This window comes from Flavobacterium sp. 270 (assembly GCF_004368785.1).
GTDB lineage: Bacteria > Bacteroidota > Bacteroidia > Flavobacteriales > Flavobacteriaceae > Flavobacterium.
On record NZ_SODM01000004.1, the window covers coordinates 576,726 to 595,844 of the forward strand.

11 protein-coding genes are annotated in these 19,119 nt (G+C 33.9%); 3 read left to right on the forward strand and 8 right to left on the reverse strand.

Annotated features, from left to right (window positions below):
• Positions 1–5 precede the first annotated feature (5 nt).
• From EV144_RS16995 to EV144_RS17030, 8 genes are all read right to left on the reverse strand, one after another.
• Positions 6–3,266 (reverse strand): SusC/RagA family TonB-linked outer membrane protein, encoded by a 3,261-nt coding sequence (locus EV144_RS16995; protein ID WP_243854696.1) that lies wholly within the window; start codon positions 3,264–3,266, stop codon positions 6–8.
• A gap of 788 nt (positions 3,267–4,054) precedes the next feature.
• Complete coding sequence (locus EV144_RS17000) at positions 4,055–4,981, reverse strand: ROK family protein (protein ID WP_134150358.1); 927 nt, start codon at positions 4,979–4,981, stop codon at positions 4,055–4,057.
• A gap of 11 nt (positions 4,982–4,992) precedes the next feature.
• A complete protein-coding gene (locus EV144_RS17005) occupies positions 4,993–7,176 on the reverse strand; it encodes a GH92 family glycosyl hydrolase (protein ID WP_134150359.1) in 2,184 nt (727 codons plus the stop codon).
• A 29-nt stretch (positions 7,177–7,205) separates the two neighbouring features.
• Positions 7,206–8,636: a glycoside hydrolase family 125 protein gene (locus EV144_RS17010; protein WP_134150360.1), complete on the reverse strand. Its 1,431-nt coding sequence runs from the start codon at positions 8,634–8,636 to the stop codon at positions 7,206–7,208.
• A 622-nt stretch (positions 8,637–9,258) separates the two neighbouring features.
• Positions 9,259–10,284: a LacI family DNA-binding transcriptional regulator gene (locus EV144_RS17015; RefSeq protein WP_134150361.1), complete on the reverse strand. Its 1,026-nt coding sequence runs from the start codon at positions 10,282–10,284 to the stop codon at positions 9,259–9,261.
• 292 nt (positions 10,285–10,576) lie between these two features.
• Positions 10,577–11,464, reverse strand: a complete 888-nt coding sequence (locus EV144_RS17020; protein ID WP_134150362.1) for an alpha/beta fold hydrolase — start codon at positions 11,462–11,464, stop codon at positions 10,577–10,579.
• A gap of 11 nt (positions 11,465–11,475) precedes the next feature.
• On the reverse strand, positions 11,476–11,907 hold the full coding sequence (locus tag EV144_RS17025; protein WP_208326862.1) for a MarR family winged helix-turn-helix transcriptional regulator: 432 nt from the start codon (positions 11,905–11,907) through the stop codon (positions 11,476–11,478).
• A 193-nt stretch (positions 11,908–12,100) separates the two neighbouring features.
• Entirely contained in the window at positions 12,101–12,685 is a 585-nt protein-coding gene (locus EV144_RS17030) for an RNA polymerase sigma factor (protein WP_134150363.1), read from the reverse strand.
• 127 nt (positions 12,686–12,812) lie between these two features.
• Between EV144_RS17030 and EV144_RS17035 the strand changes: the two genes are divergently transcribed.
• The 3 genes from EV144_RS17035 to EV144_RS17045 all read left to right on the forward strand — a co-directional run bounded on the left by EV144_RS17035 (position 12,813) and on the right by EV144_RS17045 (position 19,051).
• The gene (locus tag EV144_RS17035) at positions 12,813–13,979 is read left to right on the forward strand and encodes a FecR family protein (protein WP_134150364.1); all 1,167 of its coding nucleotides are present in this window, start codon (positions 12,813–12,815) and stop codon (positions 13,977–13,979) included.
• A 229-nt stretch (positions 13,980–14,208) separates the two neighbouring features.
• Positions 14,209–17,574, forward strand: coding sequence for a TonB-dependent receptor (locus tag EV144_RS17040; protein ID WP_166670595.1), 3,366 nt, complete (start codon positions 14,209–14,211; stop codon positions 17,572–17,574).
• A 10-nt stretch (positions 17,575–17,584) separates the two neighbouring features.
• Positions 17,585–19,051 carry a RagB/SusD family nutrient uptake outer membrane protein gene (locus tag EV144_RS17045; protein ID WP_166670596.1) on the forward strand — a complete coding sequence of 489 codons (1,467 nt, stop codon included), beginning with the start codon at positions 17,585–17,587 and terminating at the stop codon, positions 19,049–19,051.
• Positions 19,052–19,119 lie beyond the last annotated feature (68 nt).

Genomic DNA, 19,119 nt, shown 5'->3' on the forward strand with positions numbered 1-19,119 from the left:
GTTTTTTAAAGTGTAATGTTTACGCCAAAAGAATAGGTAACCGACAATGGATAGACAGCACCGCGGACTCCGCCGTCTAATGTCTCTGGATCATACATTTTTGGTACGCTTGTGATCGTCCAAATATTTTCTGCTGAGAAATAAAATCGAATTTTATCGATCCCTACTTTCTCCACAACATCAGAAGATAAAGTGTAGCCTAGCTGTAAGTTTTTCAGTCTCGCATAAGCACCATTTAAAAGATATCTGGTCTGCACTTTGTGGTTTTTATCACCTCCACCTCCAACAATAGGACGAGGATAATAAGAATCAAGATTTAATCCCATAGGATGATTTGGATCGTTTCTGAAATAATCCATATGCTGCTCTAGAGCCGTAGCGTCCCAAACACTTGATGTCATACCCCAAAAACTATACGTATCATTGAAATAATCTCTTTTTCCTACTCCTTGAAAAAAGGCTCTGAAATCAAGTCCTTTCCAATTTGCACCCAAATCTAGTCCGAACGTGTAACGTGGTTTGTTGTTTCCAATTATTTTTAAATCGCCATGATCTGCCAATGTATTAGCACCGTTATTTACAGCTCCATCGCCATTTGTATCTTTATACATGATATCTCCAGCATCCCAATTGGCTCCAAAAGCGTTTTGTGCACCATTTGGTAATGAGGCTAAATGAGCATCCATTTCCTGTTTTGTTTTTGCAATTCCAATGGTTTCATAACCCCAGATATTTCCATCTAATTGTCCTGCATTGTAATTACTCAAACTACCTGTTTCATTAGGATATTTTGTAATTCTTGTACGGTTATCAGAAAGCAATGCGGTAATATTATAAGACAAGTTGTTTTTTAATTTCTGTTTCCAGGTGATTGTCATATCAAATCCGTACGTTTCTAAATCGGTATTGTTTGATTTTGGAACCGCAGTACCCAATATAGCAGGCATTGACTGAGCAGGCCCGATCATATTTTTTGTCTCGCGGTTAAAGTAATCGAATGATCCTGATAGTTTATTGTTGAATAAAGCGAAATCAACTCCAGCATCCCAGCTTGTTACTGTTTCCCATGTAAGTGCCTGGTCTTTTAAAGTTGGCGCGCTTGATGTATTTGGTCGCGTACCATCAATAAGCCATGATCCGCTAGCAATTCCAATTGGCATTGACACATAAGTTGGATACCAGTCTTTTGTTTCCTGATTACCTAAAGATCCGTATGAAGCTCTAAACTTCAGCATTCCTACTATATTTTGTATTGGTTTCCAGAACTCTTCTTTAGCAATATTCCAACCTACAGATACAGAAGGGGATAAAACCCATCTATTATCAGAACGGAAACGTGAAGAAGCATCATAACGTAGATTTCCTTCAAATAAATAACGCCCGTCGTAATCATAATTAAGACGCCCAAAATATCCATTTGTAGCCCAGTCTTTATAATTTCCTCCTACACTCGGAGGAACGATTTTTCCGTAGTAATCTGTTCCTGAAGTTGCATCAATTACTGCAATGTCCGGAACTATAATTCCTTGTCTGGATGCTGATAAACTTCTTTCGTTGGTTTCTTCAACCTGCATCCCTAACAATGCTTTAAAATTATGTTTACCAATACTTTTTGTGTAATCTGTATAAACATTAGAGTTAAAATAATCTTGTTTATTGCCGCTTTCGTAAACCTGAGACTGGTTTCCATAAATTATTGGATTTCCTGCAACATCATGATTGTAGGTATATTGTAAATCCCAGTGTTGAAATCTGTTGAATGTTTTGTAGGTAAAGTCCCATTTGACATTCCAATCTGAAGTTAACTTAAATATTAAGTTTAATTGTTGTGTAAAAGTATCTTCTACTTTAATATCTCTTCCGCCGTCTCTTAAACCTAGAGCTGCTGAAGGACTACTATATAAATACCCGTTTGGATCGTACAATGGTATCATTGGCCAGCCCTGACGTACCAGATTCTGAAAAGTATTATCGGTCATATTACTTGGTCTCTCGTAATTTTCGCGAACAAATCTGTTGGTATACGTTAAGCTTAACCATTTAAATATATCGGCATTTATTCTTAACGTTGTATTATGTCTTTTGAATTTATCGCCTCCAAAGTTCATAAAACCCGGCTGATCAAGTAATGCAGCTGAAGCATAATAGGTTAAACCTTCTTTACCCCCGCTTAAACTTACGTTCTGTTCGGTAGAAACTACTGAAGGCTTAAATAAAGCTTTATACCAATCTACATTATCATTTCCCTGATCGTATCCATCTGCCCAAATAGTTGGATTACCAGCTTTGGGCGGAATTGTTGTAGTTATTTTACCATCCATAAAATCCTTAATACGCTGCATGCGGTCGGCAGTAAAAAACGGAGTAAATCCTGCATTTGTAAAACTATCATTAAAATAAGTTCCAAATCGGTACGAATCAACAATGTCTGGAATTAAAATTGGCTTGCTAATTCTGGTACTTGAGCTGATATTTACGATAGTTTTTCCTGATTTCCCTTTTTTTGTAGTGACCAAAATCACTCCAAAAGCGGCACGGGAACCATAAATAGATGCCGAAGATGCATCTTTTAAAACAGAGATATTATCAATATCATTTGGGTTAATAGTATTAAGATCTCCTTCGGCTCCGTCAATAAGGATTAAAGGATTAGCATTCGATCCATCCCCAATAGTACCGGTACCGCGTATATTGATGCTTGGCCGGTTTTCTAAACTTCCTCCCTGTGAGCCAGATTGCGTGATGTTTAAACCAGCTACCAATCCCTGTAGTGCTTGTGTAGAGTTTACTACCGGACGGTTCTCCAGTACATCGCCTTTTACTTCTGCTACTGCGCCGGTTGTTTTGGCTTTCTTTTGAACTCCGTAACCAACCACAATAACCTCATCTAAAGTGCTGGTGTCCTCTTTTAAAGAAATGTTTAATTTAGATTTTTCTCCAACAGGTACTTCCTGGGTTTTAAATCCAATATAAGAAAATACTAATATGGATTCTTTACCGGCGACTTCTATAACGTATTTACCATCAAAATCTGTGGCAATACTGTTTTTTGTTCCTTTTTCTAAAATAGTAACTCCGGGAATAGGAATACCTTTATCATCGGTAATAATTCCCGAAACCGTAATTTTTTCTATTTTATAATTGGATACTTCTTCTCTATTTACTTTTGTTTTTAACTTAACGAGATTCAGTTTTTTAGTTGCTGCGTAAGTATTACTGTAAATAGAAAGGTTGGAGACCATGAACAATGCGAGGATTAATTTCATGGTCCGACGTAACTTTAGGGCATAGGGCAAACTGCCTACTATCCTAGTGGTTTTTTTCATAAGTGGTTTTGTGTTAATTAGTGATTGTAAGTCAAATCGAAAATTTTTCGAGTTTTTCGATTTTTACTGTTGCGGTTTTTTAATCTATAGGCGACAATTTTTGGTTAATAAATGATAATTTTTTTATTTAAAATTCTATAATTAAATAAAGTATTTTAATGAATTAAAATAAAGATTTTTCAGCCCTCTTTTTCAGTAGTAGAGTAATGCTAATGAAATCGTATCTTTTTTGTATTCAATTCTTTATACTATTTTATCAGTCAAGCATTTTAGTCAAATTCTTACTTTTACCTTTAACAAACATACTAAAACGTTTTAGCAATACCAACTAAATTAATCTGTTTTTTTCATATATATAATATAAACACGGTAAAAAAACGAATAGTACATTAAAATCATTAATTCAGTAAAAAGTCAACAAAAAAACTGTAATTATTCTTGCAAATTTTATTATAATTTAATGAATTTAAACACCTTAAAACATTAAAAACAAGCGTTTAAGAGCTAATTTTTGTTTTTTATAATTTTAAATCTCTTTTTTGTTACATTTTATGTTACACAAATTCCAGACAGCATCGTAATATGGATTATTCATGTATTTTTTAGGAAAAGTATTTTAGTTTTTCGGCATATCTATTTTAGCTAATTTTTATCTTTTGCATTATATAACTTATTCAACATCAGAAAAAAAACTTCTATTTCTACTGAACTTTACTGGTCATTTTATTTTAAAAATCTGCCAATGTTCCTTTTATTTTTTCCCAAAATGAATCGTTAAACATATAGCTGGCTCCAATTATACTTGACTTGTCTGTATTCTCTAAAATTACAATTTCTATTTTGCTGTTTTTATCTTTCCAGACCTCCAATACTTTTGGTAAAAACTGATCGCTGCATTTTGCAATATTTCCGCCTATAACCAATGTATTTGTTTCAAAAACATCTAAAAAAGGAAATAAAAAATCACTAAAATTAGAAGCAAAATCTTCAAAAACTTTTTTAGAGAACTCGTCATTTTTATTGGCGATTTCCTTTACTCCGTCTGTAATCTGAATCTTGCTGTATTCTTCATATTTTTTTATAAACCATCTGGTCGAAAAATATTCATCTGCAATTCCGTTTTCAAATATTTTATCCCAAAGACAGCCATTGTCTGGTATGTTTTCACCGCTTGTTAATGGTAAAACATTGTCTAAAAAAGAAGCTCCAAAACCTGTTCCCAGCGTTATTGCTACAACTTTCTGTTCGTATTTATCCAATCCGTTCATAAGTATGCTTCCAATACCAAAAGAAGAGGCATCATTTAGAAAACGAAATTTTACATTTTGAGAAGTTATGTATTTTGAAAATTCCTCTGGAATTGAAACATTGTATAATGCTTCAAACTTATCATTTCCTTCAAACATTGCCCGCCCGGTTTCATACTCAAACGGCCCGGGCATAGAAAACGCTATTTCGATATTTTCATTATAATCACATTTTTCAATTGTTTTATTAATGACTTCTGCCCATTTTGAAAAAATAATTTCTTTAGGGGATTTATTGTCAACTAACCCGCTAAAATAAGTTCCTTTAACGATCTTAAAACTCTCATTGTTGACTGCGGCGCTGCTTACATGACTGCCTCCAACATCTACACCTATTGTTAATGCCATTCTCTCCTTTTTTATTTTTTTGTTTTAAGTTCTATTTTTCCACCATTTTTTAAAAGGTCATGCGAAATAAAATAACCTTTGCTCACATTACCATTTACTTTAATTTCTTTCAGGTTTCTTCCTCCGTCGGGATTCGTGATCGTTAGTTTTTTTCCTGAAGGCATTGTCCAGTTTACTTCGCTAAAAATGGGAACCGTAACTATATATTCAGGATCAGCCGGAGATAAGGGATAAAGTCCTAAGGCTCCAAATACATACCAGGAAGACATTTCTCCTGCATCATCCATTCCTGACATGGCTAATTTTTCTGGACCAATACCGTACATGGTTGCAAGAATTTCATCAATTCTTTGTTGTGATTTTTCTGGTTTGTTTACAAAATAATACGAAAATGGTGCTTCGTGATCGGGCTGGTTTCCGTGGCAGTATTGTCCGATAAAACCAGAAATATTCCAGGCAATGTAATCTGGATTCCACGGTTTTGTAAAAAACTCATCCAGCTTTGCTTCAAATGGTTTTGCTCCCCCGTATAATGCTACAAGTCCTTTCATATCATGAGGAACAAAAAAAGAAACCTGCCACGCGTTGGCTTCTCTGTACATATATTCATAATACGGAAACTCAGGGTTAAATGGCGTTACCCACGAACCGTCTGCTAATTTTCCTCTCATAAAAGTGGTTTGTTTGTCAAATACGTTCGCGTAGTTTTTAGAGCGTTTTGTCAAATCATTATAATGTTCGGTGTCGTTCATTTCTTTAGCTAATAATGAAAGCGCATGATCATCATAAGCATATTCTAGTGTTTTGGTAACACCTGCATTTGCTTTTGTTTCTATTACAGGATTCTTAACGTCTTGTTCCGGAACATATCCTTTAGCAATGTATTCTGCAATATGAGGTCTGGTTCCGCCCTCTTTGTAAGCATTATTTAATAATAACTGATAGGCTTTTTTTACATCATAATTTCTAATTCCTCTCCTATAAGAACCCGCAATAAAAGACGCTGCGTGATCCCCATGAAAAAATGTTGGAATAAATCCTTTTATTTCTCCTTGGTTAATAATGGAACTAATTACGTCACTGGTAACATCTGGCGAAAATATACTTAGAAGTACCAGTTTATTTCTATAATCGTCCCATAAAGATGGTAAGGTATAATATTGGTAATTTTCTTTTCTTACTTTACCGGCTTCGTCTATAAACTGACCGTTTACGTCACTTCTTAATGCAGGCCAAAGAAACGATCTGTACAACATGCTGTAAAACATTACCTCTTGCTGCTTGTCTCCGCCTTTAACCTGAATCTTCGATAATAGATTTTCCCAGGTTGTGCTTCCTTCTTCAAAAACTTTTGTAAAGGTTTTATCATTTACTTCAGTCTTTAGATTTTCTTTTGCATTTTCAATGCTTACAAAAGATAAAGCGATTTTTACAGTTACCGGATTGGTATCTCCATCTTTTATATTTATTAATGCATACCCGTCACTTTTTGCCATATCCTTAACATCAATCTTATCTATCGCACTGCTGCATGTGGCATAGAAATAGATTTTTTCTCCACCAGTTCTTTGAAAACCTGTTACGGCATTTGTTCCTTCTTGTTTAATGTTCCAATCGTTTACACGGTTGTTGGCGTGTCCTAAATCAAAAAGCACGCTTCTTTTATTGTTGTTTTTAAAAGTATATTCATGTACACCGCAATGTAAGGTTGAAGTTAGCTTTACCTGAACATTATAATCTTTTAAATATACTTCATAATAAGCAGGGCTTGCTTTTTCCTGATCATGGCTAAAAGATGATTTGTACGGAAATGAGGCACCCTCAGAAACTGGCAATAACGGAATATGACACAAATTCCAATGTCCTTTGTTAGTGTGAGTAAATCCTAAGATCTCTTTGTCTTCATATTCGTATCCTGCTCCGGATCTGTATTTTGTCATCGGACTTAATTGTACCATTGCATTCGGCACAGATGAACCCGGAAATACTAATCCTGCCCAGACACGCATATCTGGCGGTGGCGTATAGCCAATTATTTTGATATCTAATAATGGCGCTGTGCCAATAAAAGGATTTACTAAAGCGGTATATTTTCCTTTTGAAAGTCCTCCGCCTGATTCCTGCGCATTAATAGTAAAGCCAAAAATTGTTATAGAAAGGACTGCAAGAACGATATTCTTGTTAACTTTTGTCATTTTAAAAAATATTAAATTTTATTAAACAGTTACAATTCCAGTAATTTTGGATTTTTTTGATAGGTATCCCACAATAATTCTCCAAACAAAGTATTGGTCCAGGCAAACCAAGATCTGGTAAAGTTTTTCGGATCGTCTTTATGAAAAGATTCGTGCATAAAACCAGTGTCGCCATGAGAAGCTTTAAGCATTTTTATGCAATTTTTTATTTCATTTTGGTCTGATGTTGTGTACGCCCGCATCACCAAAGACATCGGCCAGATCATATCCATTCCAACATGCGGTCCTCCAACTCCTTCTGCTGCTTTTCCTTTGAAGAAAAACGGATTATCTTCTGAAAGCACAAATTTTCGAGTGTTTTGATACGTTGGATCATTTACATCAATGGCATCTAAGTATGGAAGGCTTAATAGACTTGGCACATTAGAATCGTCCATTAATAAATGACCGCCAAAACCATCAACTTCAAAAGCAAAAATATTTCCGTATTTAGGATGCTTTACAACTCCATGATCTTTAATCGCCTGGTTTACTTCTCCTGCCAGAGCATTTAGTTCTTTAGCTGTTGCCGTATCTTTTTTGATCGTTTCCAGCATTTCTGCCGCTTGTTTCATACTTGCTGCGAGAAAAAAGTTTGAAGGAATGAGAAAAGAAAAAACGGTTGCATCGTCACTTGGTCTAAATGCAGAACAAACTAAACCAACAGGTTTTACAGGATATCCATAGCCTTTTAAAGGTCTTGTATCAGTTGCAAATTGTGTGGTTCTCTGAAAAGTATATGGATTTTTGCCGTCTTTCTGTTGCTGGTCTTTAAAAACTTTTAAGGTTGTTTTGATTGCTTTTACCCAATTTTCATCAAATGGCGAAGTATCTCCGGTATTTTTCCAGTAATTGTATGCTAATCTAATTGGGTAACAAAGTGAATCTATCTCGTATTTCCTTTCGTGAACACCGGGTTTCATATCTGTATGATCGGTTGTCCATTCGCCTTTTTTGTTAGGATCATTGTAGAAAGCATTTGCATACGGATCTTTCAAAATATATTCTGTCTGTCTGTTTATAACTCCGGCAATCAGGTTTTTTAGTTTTACATCTTTTCCGGCAAAAGCCATATACGGCCATACCTGCGCAGAACTATCTCTAAGCCACATGGCATCAATATCTCCCGTAATTACGTAAGTATCTGGTCTTCCGTTTTTTTGTGAATAGGTTACAGTCGTATCCAATGTGTTTGGAAAACAGTTATTGAATAGCCAGCCTAGTTCTTTGTCTTTTACGTTTTTTTGGAATTCGGCGATTGTTTTTTCAATAAATTCACTTTGAAAATTTCTTTTGTCTTTTGAAACTCTTACAATAGGGAAATCTTTGCCCAACTTTGTTCCGGCAATTATTTCCATAGGATTGATTAGGGCTAAACTGCCAAATAAAGCAGTATTCTGAATAAATTTTCTTCTTTGCATCTTGTATATTTTAATTTAAAGCCAAAAGCCTCATTATTTATTTCTTATTTGATTTAAAGCATAACGATTTAATGAAATTTTAAAATCGTATGCGGAACATTCTCCTAAATGTGGAGTTTAGTATACAATGCGGCGTAGAAGATTTAAAAATCTTTTAAGTGCAGTTGTATAGCTGCTGCAATAGTTTATGGATAAATTGAAATTGCGTAGTTTTCTAACTTTTATAGACCTGCTATAAAGGTTGAATACATACGTTTAGATGCCGCGTTATTACTTCTCGAAAAGCAATATGCACGGTGATACAAGATTTATGTTAGATCGATGATGGTAAACATCTCAATCTTTCTTGTTTGAATGTAAATAAAATGGTCTAGTACGAAACCTTTTAAATACTGTGTAAAAGTCACTAATTCACAACAAACATACTAAAACGTTTTACTATAAAAAAATATTTTTTTTGTTAAATGTAATTTTATTGTTAATTTACAGATAGATACATACTTTATATAGTCAATTAGAAAACTATTATCTGAAGTAATTGCAAAAAAAAAGAGAATCAATAACGGCTTATTGATTCTCTTTTTTTTATAAGTTTTGCTAAATAATTATGATTTTAAAAGTATTATTTAGCCATCGAAGATTCGCGTATTAAAAGTTCTGTTTTTAAAACTGCTTGCTGGTGAATTATACTGCCCTCTTTTCTTTTTAAAAGTGGCAGCATCAATTCCATTAGTTTGATACTGATTTCTACAAGAGGCTGAGAAACAGATGTAATAGTTGGGTCGTATATTTTGAACATGTCATTGTCATCAAAAGCAATGATCCCTAAATCTCTAATTAATCTTGCATCTTTTTCTTTTAGAACTTCCAGCCCGCTTTGCGCAAGGTAATTTGTGGCAAAAAATACAGCATCTAAATCTGGATGTGTGTCTAGAAAATTATGAATATAAGCCTTCCCTCTTCCTTTTATAATTTCATTAAAAGGTATTTGCAGTGTATTAGATTTTAATCCATTTGTTTTTACAGCATTCTCATAACCAGACAATCTCCCTCCCATCTGACTTTGATCTGTAGCGGTGGAAATAAAGCCGATATTTTTAAACTTATTGTCTATTAAATGCTGCGTGGCATCAAATGCAGCTTGGGCATTATCAATAACTACACTGCAACAATCCAGTTCTTCAAAAAATCTGTCTAGCAGCACTACAGGTATATTATCCTTTACTAAATTTTCTATTGTATCTTTTATTCCGGGCGACGGTACAATAATAAAACCATCAACTTGCCTAAAATTAAACAAAGTGATAAGTTCGTTTGATTTTTCATCGTTATTCTCGTTACTGCAGAAAATAACTTTATACCCTTTTTCGTATGCAATATCTTCAAAAATCCGCGCTAGTTTAGAAAAGAAACTATTTGAAATATCTTCTACCATAAAAACCAAAATTTTTGATTTTCCGGTACGAAGACTTTGTGCGATCTGGTTAGGTCTGTAGTTTACTAATTTGGCATAGTCTAAAACCTTTTTTGTAAGTTCTTTAGAAATATGTTTTTCTTTTGCCTTACCATTTAATACAAATGATACTGTAGTTACAGATACTTTAAGCTCGTTTGCAATATGGGTTATGGAAATAGGTTTTTTTTTCATTTCAAATTATTTAATATCCAAAACCGTTATTTATGTTTCAAATATAGTAAAGTTATAATTGTGTTAATCTGCGCTTTAATATAATTACAAAGCTATTTTCAATGTATTGATTTGTCAATACATTTAGATAATATTCAAACCTAAAAAGAAACAATAAGAGGATTTGATGCTTTATTATCAAAAAGCAATACTATTTACTACTAATAACAAACCTAAGATTAAGACAAATTTACTAATACGTTTTAGTACACAAAATATTTTCTTGATTATTATTTGAAATATTTATAAGTAACTATTTCTTGCAATGTTCTCCAATAGCATCTGTCATAGAAAGGAATAATTCAGCTGGTATTTCATGCCCCATGCCTTCTATGAGCATATATTTGGCATCAGCAACTGAATCTGCAGTATCTTTACCGCATTCTGGCAGGAAAACAGGGTCTTCTGATCCATGTATTACTAAGGTTGGTACTTTAATTTTTTCTAAGCGTTCCTTTTTATATCCCGTTGTAATTATGGCAATCAACTGTCTTAATAATCCATTTTGACCTTTTGATCGTACTATTTCTTCTTCAATAATTGCAATTTGATCATCTTCGTTAAAACTAAATCTGCTTCCAGAAATTCGCTTTAAGAACGTAATTGCCTGCTCTATAAACACTGTCTTATTAAAGTTAGGATCAGGCTTGGGCGAAAGCATCATTTGCATTACATCTTCATGAGCTGCAGGCAGATTTGGATTTAAAGAAGTAGACATGATAGAAGTTAATGTCATTACTCTTTCAGGGTATTTTCCTGCAGCTAATTGTGCAATAATTCCTCCCATTGACCTGCCAATAAAATGTGCTTTATCTATTGATAAAAAATCCATAAGTCCGATCAAATCATCGACCATATCAAAAAGCGTATAAGGTGCATTTATGGATTTTCCGGATTGAAGTAAATCTTGCAATTCTTTTAAATCGGGCACTTTTTGGTTTGAGAAAAAAGTAGAACAGCCGGAATCTCTATTATCGAATCTAATAACTCTGAAACCTTTTTGCGCCAATAATTCACAAAAAGGTATGCTCCATCTAATCATTTGCGTTCCCAGTCCCGAAATTAAAACTATAGTATTATTATTTTCTTCACCGATAATATCATAGCATAATTCTATCTTATTAATATGAGCAATTTCCATTATAATTTGTTTTATTGAATATCTCCTCCAAGTTCAAATAGTATGTCTGATAAGACTTTTAAATTCTTAGCTTTTCCAGCAGGCAAAAGTTCAGACGCTATAAGCTCTGCTGTATGTTTGGCTTCTTCGTAAATCCTTTTTCCGGCTTCTGTAACCACCACATAACTTACACGACCATCTCTCTCGTTAGATTCCCGTTTTATCAACCCTGTTTTTTCCATAGGTAAAAGAAGACGCGTAACTCCAGATGCAGTTAGTCCGATTTTTTCGGCCAAATCAATCCGTCTCATTTTTTCATCTGGATTTTTTTCTAAGAGATTAAGAATTACAAAATCGCTGAATCCAAGTCCATGTACACTTAGTTTATCAAAACGTCGGGCAATTATTGACTGGACTTTAGCGATATTCATTAGTAGGAGTAAAGAACTGTTTATTGTTGACATATACTTGAGTAATCAATTATATTGCAAATATATTTAATAATTATTATAACTAATGCCAATTGGATTTTTTTTTTTACAATCTTATTATTCTACGTGTAGAAATAAAAAAAACAATAAAGGTTCCAGTGCATTATATCTTCACAAAAAAAAGCCCTAATCATTAGATTAAGGCTTTAAATTTTAATGGAGAAAATTAATCCTGACTTGGAACTGCAAACAGTAAAAACATCATCATATTATAATTGTCTTTTAGCTTTTCTTTCAATATTTTAAAAGCTTTACTTATTTGTGCTTCTACAGTTTTTATCGAAACATCCAGATGTTCTGCAATTTCAATATTAGTAAGTCCTTCTTTTTTACTCATAATAAAAACCTGCTGGCATTTTGGTGGCAGGTTTTGTATTTCTCTGTTGATGATCGCCAGCATTCTTTCAATAGAAGCTTCATCTGTAGTTTCTACAATATGATGCATAGATTCCACATACTTCTGCTGTAAAAGCATCATCGCTTTGTTTTGCTGATAGCTGTTTATAAATTCATTATAAACAGATTTATATAAAAAACTCTGGATTGAAAATTCTGGATTAAGTTTATTTCTGCTCTTCCATGTCTTTAAAAATACATTTTGAACTATATCCTGCGCCATTGAATGATCATTAACTAAAGTAAGTGCATAGGCATTTAATTTTCTGTGAAATTTATTCAATAGAAACTTATAAGCCTTCTCTTCCCCATTTATCAGGCTTTCCATTAAAACTACATTATCATCAAAATCCATAAAAAGTATTTATTCAGCAAAATAAAGAAAAAAAATATATGGATATGAAAAAAATTTTAATAAAAAATTAGGGTATTGTAATTCTGTCTTGTATTATATAAAAACACACCCCAAAAAAAGAGTACAAATGGATTTCAAAGATGTTGAAATTATTATCGTAAAATATTTTTCTCAGTCCGCCAATATGGAGGAACTGGATATATTAAATACATGGATAGAAGTTCCGGAAAATCAATTGATTTTTCACGAATATGTTAAAACGCATTTTGCAATTACTTTAGCGATGAATGAACCGGATATTAAAACGGTTAAAAAAGCGCTTTTAAAAGAAATTAAAAAAGAAAAGCAAAGAATTAAAATCAAGAAACGAAGAGCTTTAATGAAATATGCAGCCGTTGCTATTTTATTTTTAGGAATTGGTTTCGTATTACAACGAGATATTTTTAACGATCAAAATAATAAAGAAATAATTGTTCCGAGAAAAGACGAGATTACGCTTAAATTAGGAAATGGAAACGTTAAAATAATTTCAGCAGATGGTACTTCTAAAGTTTACGATACAAACGGAAAAGTAATTGGGGAACAAAATGGTAAAGACCTGGTTTATTCAGGAAACGGAACAGCAGCAAAATTGGTTTATAATACTTTAAGTATTCCAAATGGTAAACGATTTAACATTACACTTTCAGACGGTACATTGGTACATTTGAATGCCGGAAGTTCTATTACTTTTCCTGTTGAATTTCTTAAAAACAAAATTCGTAAAGTTTTCCTATCCGGTGAAGCTTATTTTGAAGTCGCTCATGATAAAAAGAATGCTTTTATTGTAAATGCAAACAGACTTGATGTTCAGGTTTATGGAACAAAATTTAATGTTACCAATTATCAGGAAGATGAAGCCACAGATGTGGTTTTGGTTGAAGGTTCTGTTGGTTTGGCAGAAACGGGACAGTCTGCAAAAACTAAGAATGAAACTTTCTTAACTCCCGGTTATAAAGGGACTTTTAATAAAGAAGATAAGAAAATTTCTAATGAAAAAGTAAATACCTCTTTATATACCTCATGGATGACAGGGAACTTGGTTTTTAGACAGGAATCTTTCCAGAATATTATTCAAAAATTACAACGTCACTATAATGTGATTATCATTAATAACAATCAAAAATTAGCTCAGGAAACTTTTAATGCTACGATAGAAACCGATCACGAAAGTATTGAACAAGTATTCAATTACTTTAAAAAAGTGTATCAAATTGATTACAGCATTGTCGAAAATAAAATAATAATCCACTAAAATTAAATATTGCCTATGACTTGAAGTTCCACTTAAACTTAGTACTAACTATCACTTTTTATCCTCTCCAAATCATCTGGAAAAGAAAAATCGGAAAATGCTCGAACATTTCCCGATTAGGTAAAGTGATCAAACCAAAAGATCAATCACTAATTAACATTCCAAAATTATGAAAAAACCACCAAAGTCCAATGGATTATTTCCTGCGTGCTTAAAATTTGATTTAAAAATGAAGTTATCACTGTTATTTTTTGTCACCGCAAGTTTTGTTATGCATGCCAGCGTAACATATTCTCAAAAAACAAAAATCTCTTTAAACAGGGAAAGTGTTACTGTTAAAGAGGTTATCGATGAGATCGAAACTACTACGGAATTCAAATTTCTTTTTAATACTAAGGCCGTTGATTTAAATCGTAAAGTTTCTGTAAAAGTAAGAAAAGTGCCCGTGAATATAATTTTGGATTTACTTTTTAAAGACTCCGAAACCACGTATGAAATTGATGACCGCAAAATTTTACTAACCAAAACTGCTCCAAATAAAACCGTTGCAATAACCAGTCAGCCAACTGCCGCTGATCTGCCGGTTGTACAGATAAAAGGAACAATAACAGACTCTAATGGACAGCCGCTTCCGAGCGCCAACATTGTTGAAAAAGGGACTAAAACTGGCGTAACTACTGATTTTGACGGAAAATTTTCTCTTTCTGTTTCAAATGAAAATGCGATACTGGTAATCTCTTACATAGGATTTGACACTCAGGAAGTAGCGCTAAAAGGACAAACTACTATTAAAGTAGCTTTGAAAGAAAGCGCTGCAGGTCTTAATGAGGTTGTAGTTGTAGGATACGGAACTCAGAAAAAACATGACATTACCGGTTCTATATCTTCTATTAATAAAAATGCTATCAAAGATTTAGTGTTAACTTCTACAGAGCAGGCTTTAAAAGGTCAGGCTGCAGGGGTTCAAATGACACAATCTTCATCAGCTCCTGGTGGAAATGCATCAGTTAGAATTCGTGGAGGTAACTCTATCAGTGCAGGAAATGAGCCTCTTTATGTAATCGATGGCTTTCCGATATACAATGATACTGCGTCAAACTCTACAGGAGTTTTAGGCAACGGACAACCTGCAAATGTATTGGCATCTATTAACCCAAGCGATATCGAATCGATGGAGATTTTAAAAGATGCTTCTGCTACTGCTATTTATGGTTCAAGAGGTGCGAATGGTGTAATTATTATTACTACTAAACGTGGTAAAACAGGACAATCAAGCGTTACTTTTGAAACGTATTATGGTTTCCAACAGCTTAGTAAAAAAATTGATTTATTAGATGCTTATGATTATGCTAGATCTGTAAATGCAGATAATATTAGAAGAGGCCGTCAGCCTTATGTTGCTAATCCTGAACTTTACAATCCGGCAGTACCTGGGGCATTACAAGGAACAGACTGGCAGGATGAAGCTTTTAGAGTTGCAGCAACGCAAAACTATCAATTAGGTTTTTCTGGAGGAGATGATAAAACGAAATATTCTATTTCAGGAAATTATTTCACTCAGGATGGTATTTTACTTGGTTCAGACTTTACACGTGGTTCTATTCGCGTAAACCTTGACCGTAATTTAAGTTCTAAATTCAAATTAGGATTAAGCTTTAGTTCTTCATTAACAGAAAACAATCAGGCTAAAACAGATTCAGATTTAGATGCTAACAATCAAGGTGCTGTATCAGCTATTCTTTATGCACCGCCAACTCAGGCTGTTTACGCAGCTGACGGAAGTTACAATAGATTTAGAGGTCCAGATGGTAATTTCTACGTAAATCCGATCGCTTCTTTATTAGAGATTAAAAATTTAAGTAAAACGAACCGTACATTCGGAAATATCTTTCTTGATTATAAAATTACAAAAGACTTATTGTTAAAAGTAAGTTTTGGAGGAGACCAAATCAATGTTAAGGAAGATTATTACAACCCAGCGTCTATACAAGATACAGGTATAACTGCAAAAGCAAGAATTGGTGTAAACCAAAGTTTCAGCTGGTTAAATGAGAATACATTAACCTATACTAAAACTTTTGCAACAAAACATAACTTGACAGCTTTGGCAGGTTTTTCTCGTCAAAAATTAACTAGAGAAACCGTTACTGCAGGATCTGAAAGATACGTTAACGATATTTTAGAAGACAACAATTTAGGAGGCGGAGCTACGGCAAATCTTCCTGGATCTAGTGTTACAGATTGGGAACTTGAGTCTTATATTGGAAGAATTAATTACGGTTATAATGACAGATATTTAGTAACCCTTACCGGTCGTGCAGATGGATCGTCTCGTTTTGGTGCTAGTAATAAATTTGCATTCTTCCCTTCTGGATCTGTTGCGTGGAGAGTATCTGAAGAAGAATTCATGAAATCAACAGCTAATGTTATCTCAAATCTTAAATTAAGAACGAGTTACGGACAAACTGGTAATCAGGAGATTCCTCAGTACCGTAGTTTGGCTGCTTTAGGATCAAACAATTATCCAATTGGCGGGATCATCGGAAGCGGGATAGGCCCAAATCGTTTTGCTAATCCAGATTTACGTTGGGAAACTACAGCACAATTTGATGCAGGTATCGATTTAAGTTTATTTAACAACCGCATTAACATTGTAGCAGATTATTACGACAAACGTACAAAAGACTTATTATTAGATGTACAAATTCCTGGTAGTTCTGGGTTTGTATCTTCTCTTCAAAACGTTGGAAGTGTAAAAAATACCGGACTTGAATTTGCTTTAAATACAGTAAATTTTGATGGTGAATTTAAATGGAAAACATCTTTCAATATTACTTTTAACAAAAATGAAGTTCTTGATTTAGGCGGCGAATATGAAAGAGTTGTTGGAGGCGGAAGTGCCAGTAAACAAATTACCAATACAGGAATTTTAAGAGTTGGTGAGGCCGTTGGAGCATTCTACGGTTATGTTACGGATGGTTTGTTTCAAACTCAGGCAGAAGTTGATGCTGGAAAAGCAATGGGACAGCCAACTACTTCAGTAATTGGAGACAGACGTTATAAAGATGTGAACGGTGATGGAAAATTTAATGAAAATGACCGTACTATTTTAGGATATGCACAACCAGACTTTTTCTATGGTATAACAAATACATTTTCGTATAAAAACTACGATTTGAGTGTATTAATTAATGGTGTTCAAGGTAATGATATTGTGAACTTAAACGTAAATGCACAAACAGATGTTAATGCTCCGGAATCGTTAAACAGATGGACTCCAACTAATACGAACACTGATATTCAAAGACATACTGTAGATACACGTCTTACGAACAAACAAGTAGAAGACGGATCTTATTTACGTATCCAAAATATATCTTTTGGATATAATATGCCAGAGAGTGTTTTCAAAAACACTTTTGTACAGTCAGTGAGATTATATGTTAGTTTACAAAACTGGTGGACTTTTACAGACTACAAAGGATACAATCCTGATGTGAGTTCATTTGGACAAGACAACCTTAGTATGGGTGTTGACCGTGGAGGTTATCCATCGGCTAAAACATTCTTAATGGGACTTAATGTTAAACTTTAATCAAAAAAAAATGAAATCTAATAATTTTCTTATTGTTACAGCTTTATCTATTTTGATTACAGGCTTTAGCAGTTGTCAGGGTGATTTTCTAGATGAAAATCCAAAATCTTTTATTGCACCAACAAATTTTTATAAAACAGAGGCAGATGCCAATGCTGCATTAGTAGCTGTTTACAACGGATTAAGAGCCATCTATAGCCAGGATATTACGTTTGTAGGCGATATGGCAGGAGAGCAGACTTTTCCTGGAGTATCAAATTCAAATGTTGACAGGTCAAATATTGATGCTTTTCAATTTGAGCCGTCAAATACTATTTTACTGGGTAACTGGAATAATAATTACGTTGTCATCAACAGAGCCAATGCAGTTTTAGACCGTGTTCCGGCTATTGATATGCCTGCTGCCTCAAAAGATGTTATTTTGGCCGAAGCACGTTTTCTGCGCGCATTCAGCTATTTTAATTTAGTGAGAACATTTGGCGGTGTGCCTTTACGTTTAGCAGAGGCAACACCACTACATTTAAAGCGTTCTACAGCAGATGAAGTTTACGCTGTAATCTTAGATGATTTAAAACAAGCCGAAGCAAAACTTCCTGCAGTGCAGCCCGCTGCTAATTTGGGAAGAGCTACAAAAGGTGCAGCTTCTTCTTTACTTGCCTATGTTTATCTAACAAAAAAGGATTGGACAAATGCTGCTGCAAAAGCTCAGGAAGTAATTGACAATAAAGGCGCTTACGGATACGGTTTATATCCAACACCTGCAGACGTTTGGAAAATAGCAAATGAAAATAAATTAGAACATATATTTTCAATTCAATTCCAATCTGGACCAGAAGGTTTTGGTAGTGCTTATGCTCAATTTTATCTTTCAAGAACAGCCAATGTTATTCAGGCTTCTGGTATTTCAGGATTCGGACAAAACCTGGTTGAAGATAAATTCTGGAAATCTTTTGATGTTAATGATACACGTCGTGATGCTTCTATTTTATCACGTTTTGTTGATCCAAAAACGAACAAAGTTTACCAGTATCCATCAACAGACTTAACAGAATTAAGTATTTTTAAATACTTTGATCCTGCACCGTATGCACGAAGCAACAATAACAACAACTACCCTATTTTACGATATGCAGATGTTTTATTAATAAAAGCAGAGGCTTTGAATGAATTAAACGGTCCAACTGCAGATGCTTACGACGCTATTAATCAGATTCGTAAAAGAGCCGGAGTTAATATGACTTTACTTTCAGGATTAACACAAGTACAATTTAGAGCTGCTGTTTTACAGGAAAGAAGTTTTGAATTTTGTTTTGAAAGCAAAAGATACTTTGATTTGATTCGTACCGAACAATTGGTTCCAATTATGACAGCTGCGGGTAAAAATCCTCAGCCTAAAAACCTATTGTTTCCTATTCCTCAAAAAGAAATTGACACGAATCAGGAAATAAATCAGGAAGATCAAAATCCTGGTTATTAAACAAATAACATTCTCCCGTGTTCATCGCGGGAGAATTATTTAAACTTAAAAAGAACATTTTTTAGATC

Coding starts and splice junctions, on each gene's coding strand:
- EV144_RS17015 (WP_134150361.1), bottom strand. CDS start 10,284: ATGAAAAAAAAACCTATTTCCATAACCCATATTGCAAACGAGCTTAAA.
- EV144_RS17010 (WP_134150360.1), bottom strand. CDS start 8,636: ATGCAAAGAAGAAAATTTATTCAGAATACTGCTTTATTTGGCAGTTTA.
- EV144_RS17035 (WP_134150364.1), top strand. CDS start 12,813: ATGGATTTCAAAGATGTTGAAATTATTATCGTAAAATATTTTTCTCAG.
- EV144_RS17030 (WP_134150363.1), bottom strand. CDS start 12,685: ATGGATTTTGATGATAATGTAGTTTTAATGGAAAGCCTGATAAATGGG.
- EV144_RS17040 (WP_166670595.1), top strand. CDS start 14,209: ATGAAGTTATCACTGTTATTTTTTGTCACCGCAAGTTTTGTTATGCAT.
- EV144_RS17020 (WP_134150362.1), bottom strand. CDS start 11,464: ATGGAAATTGCTCATATTAATAAGATAGAATTATGCTATGATATTATC.
- EV144_RS17000 (WP_134150358.1), bottom strand. CDS start 4,981: ATGGCATTAACAATAGGTGTAGATGTTGGAGGCAGTCATGTAAGCAGC.
- EV144_RS17005 (WP_134150359.1), bottom strand. CDS start 7,176: ATGACAAAAGTTAACAAGAATATCGTTCTTGCAGTCCTTTCTATAACA.
- EV144_RS17025 (WP_208326862.1), bottom strand. CDS start 11,907: ATGTCAACAATAAACAGTTCTTTACTCCTACTAATGAATATCGCTAAA.
- EV144_RS16995 (WP_243854696.1), bottom strand. CDS start 3,266: ATGAAATTAATCCTCGCATTGTTCATGGTCTCCAACCTTTCTATTTAC.
- EV144_RS17045 (WP_166670596.1), top strand. CDS start 17,585: ATGAAATCTAATAATTTTCTTATTGTTACAGCTTTATCTATTTTGATT.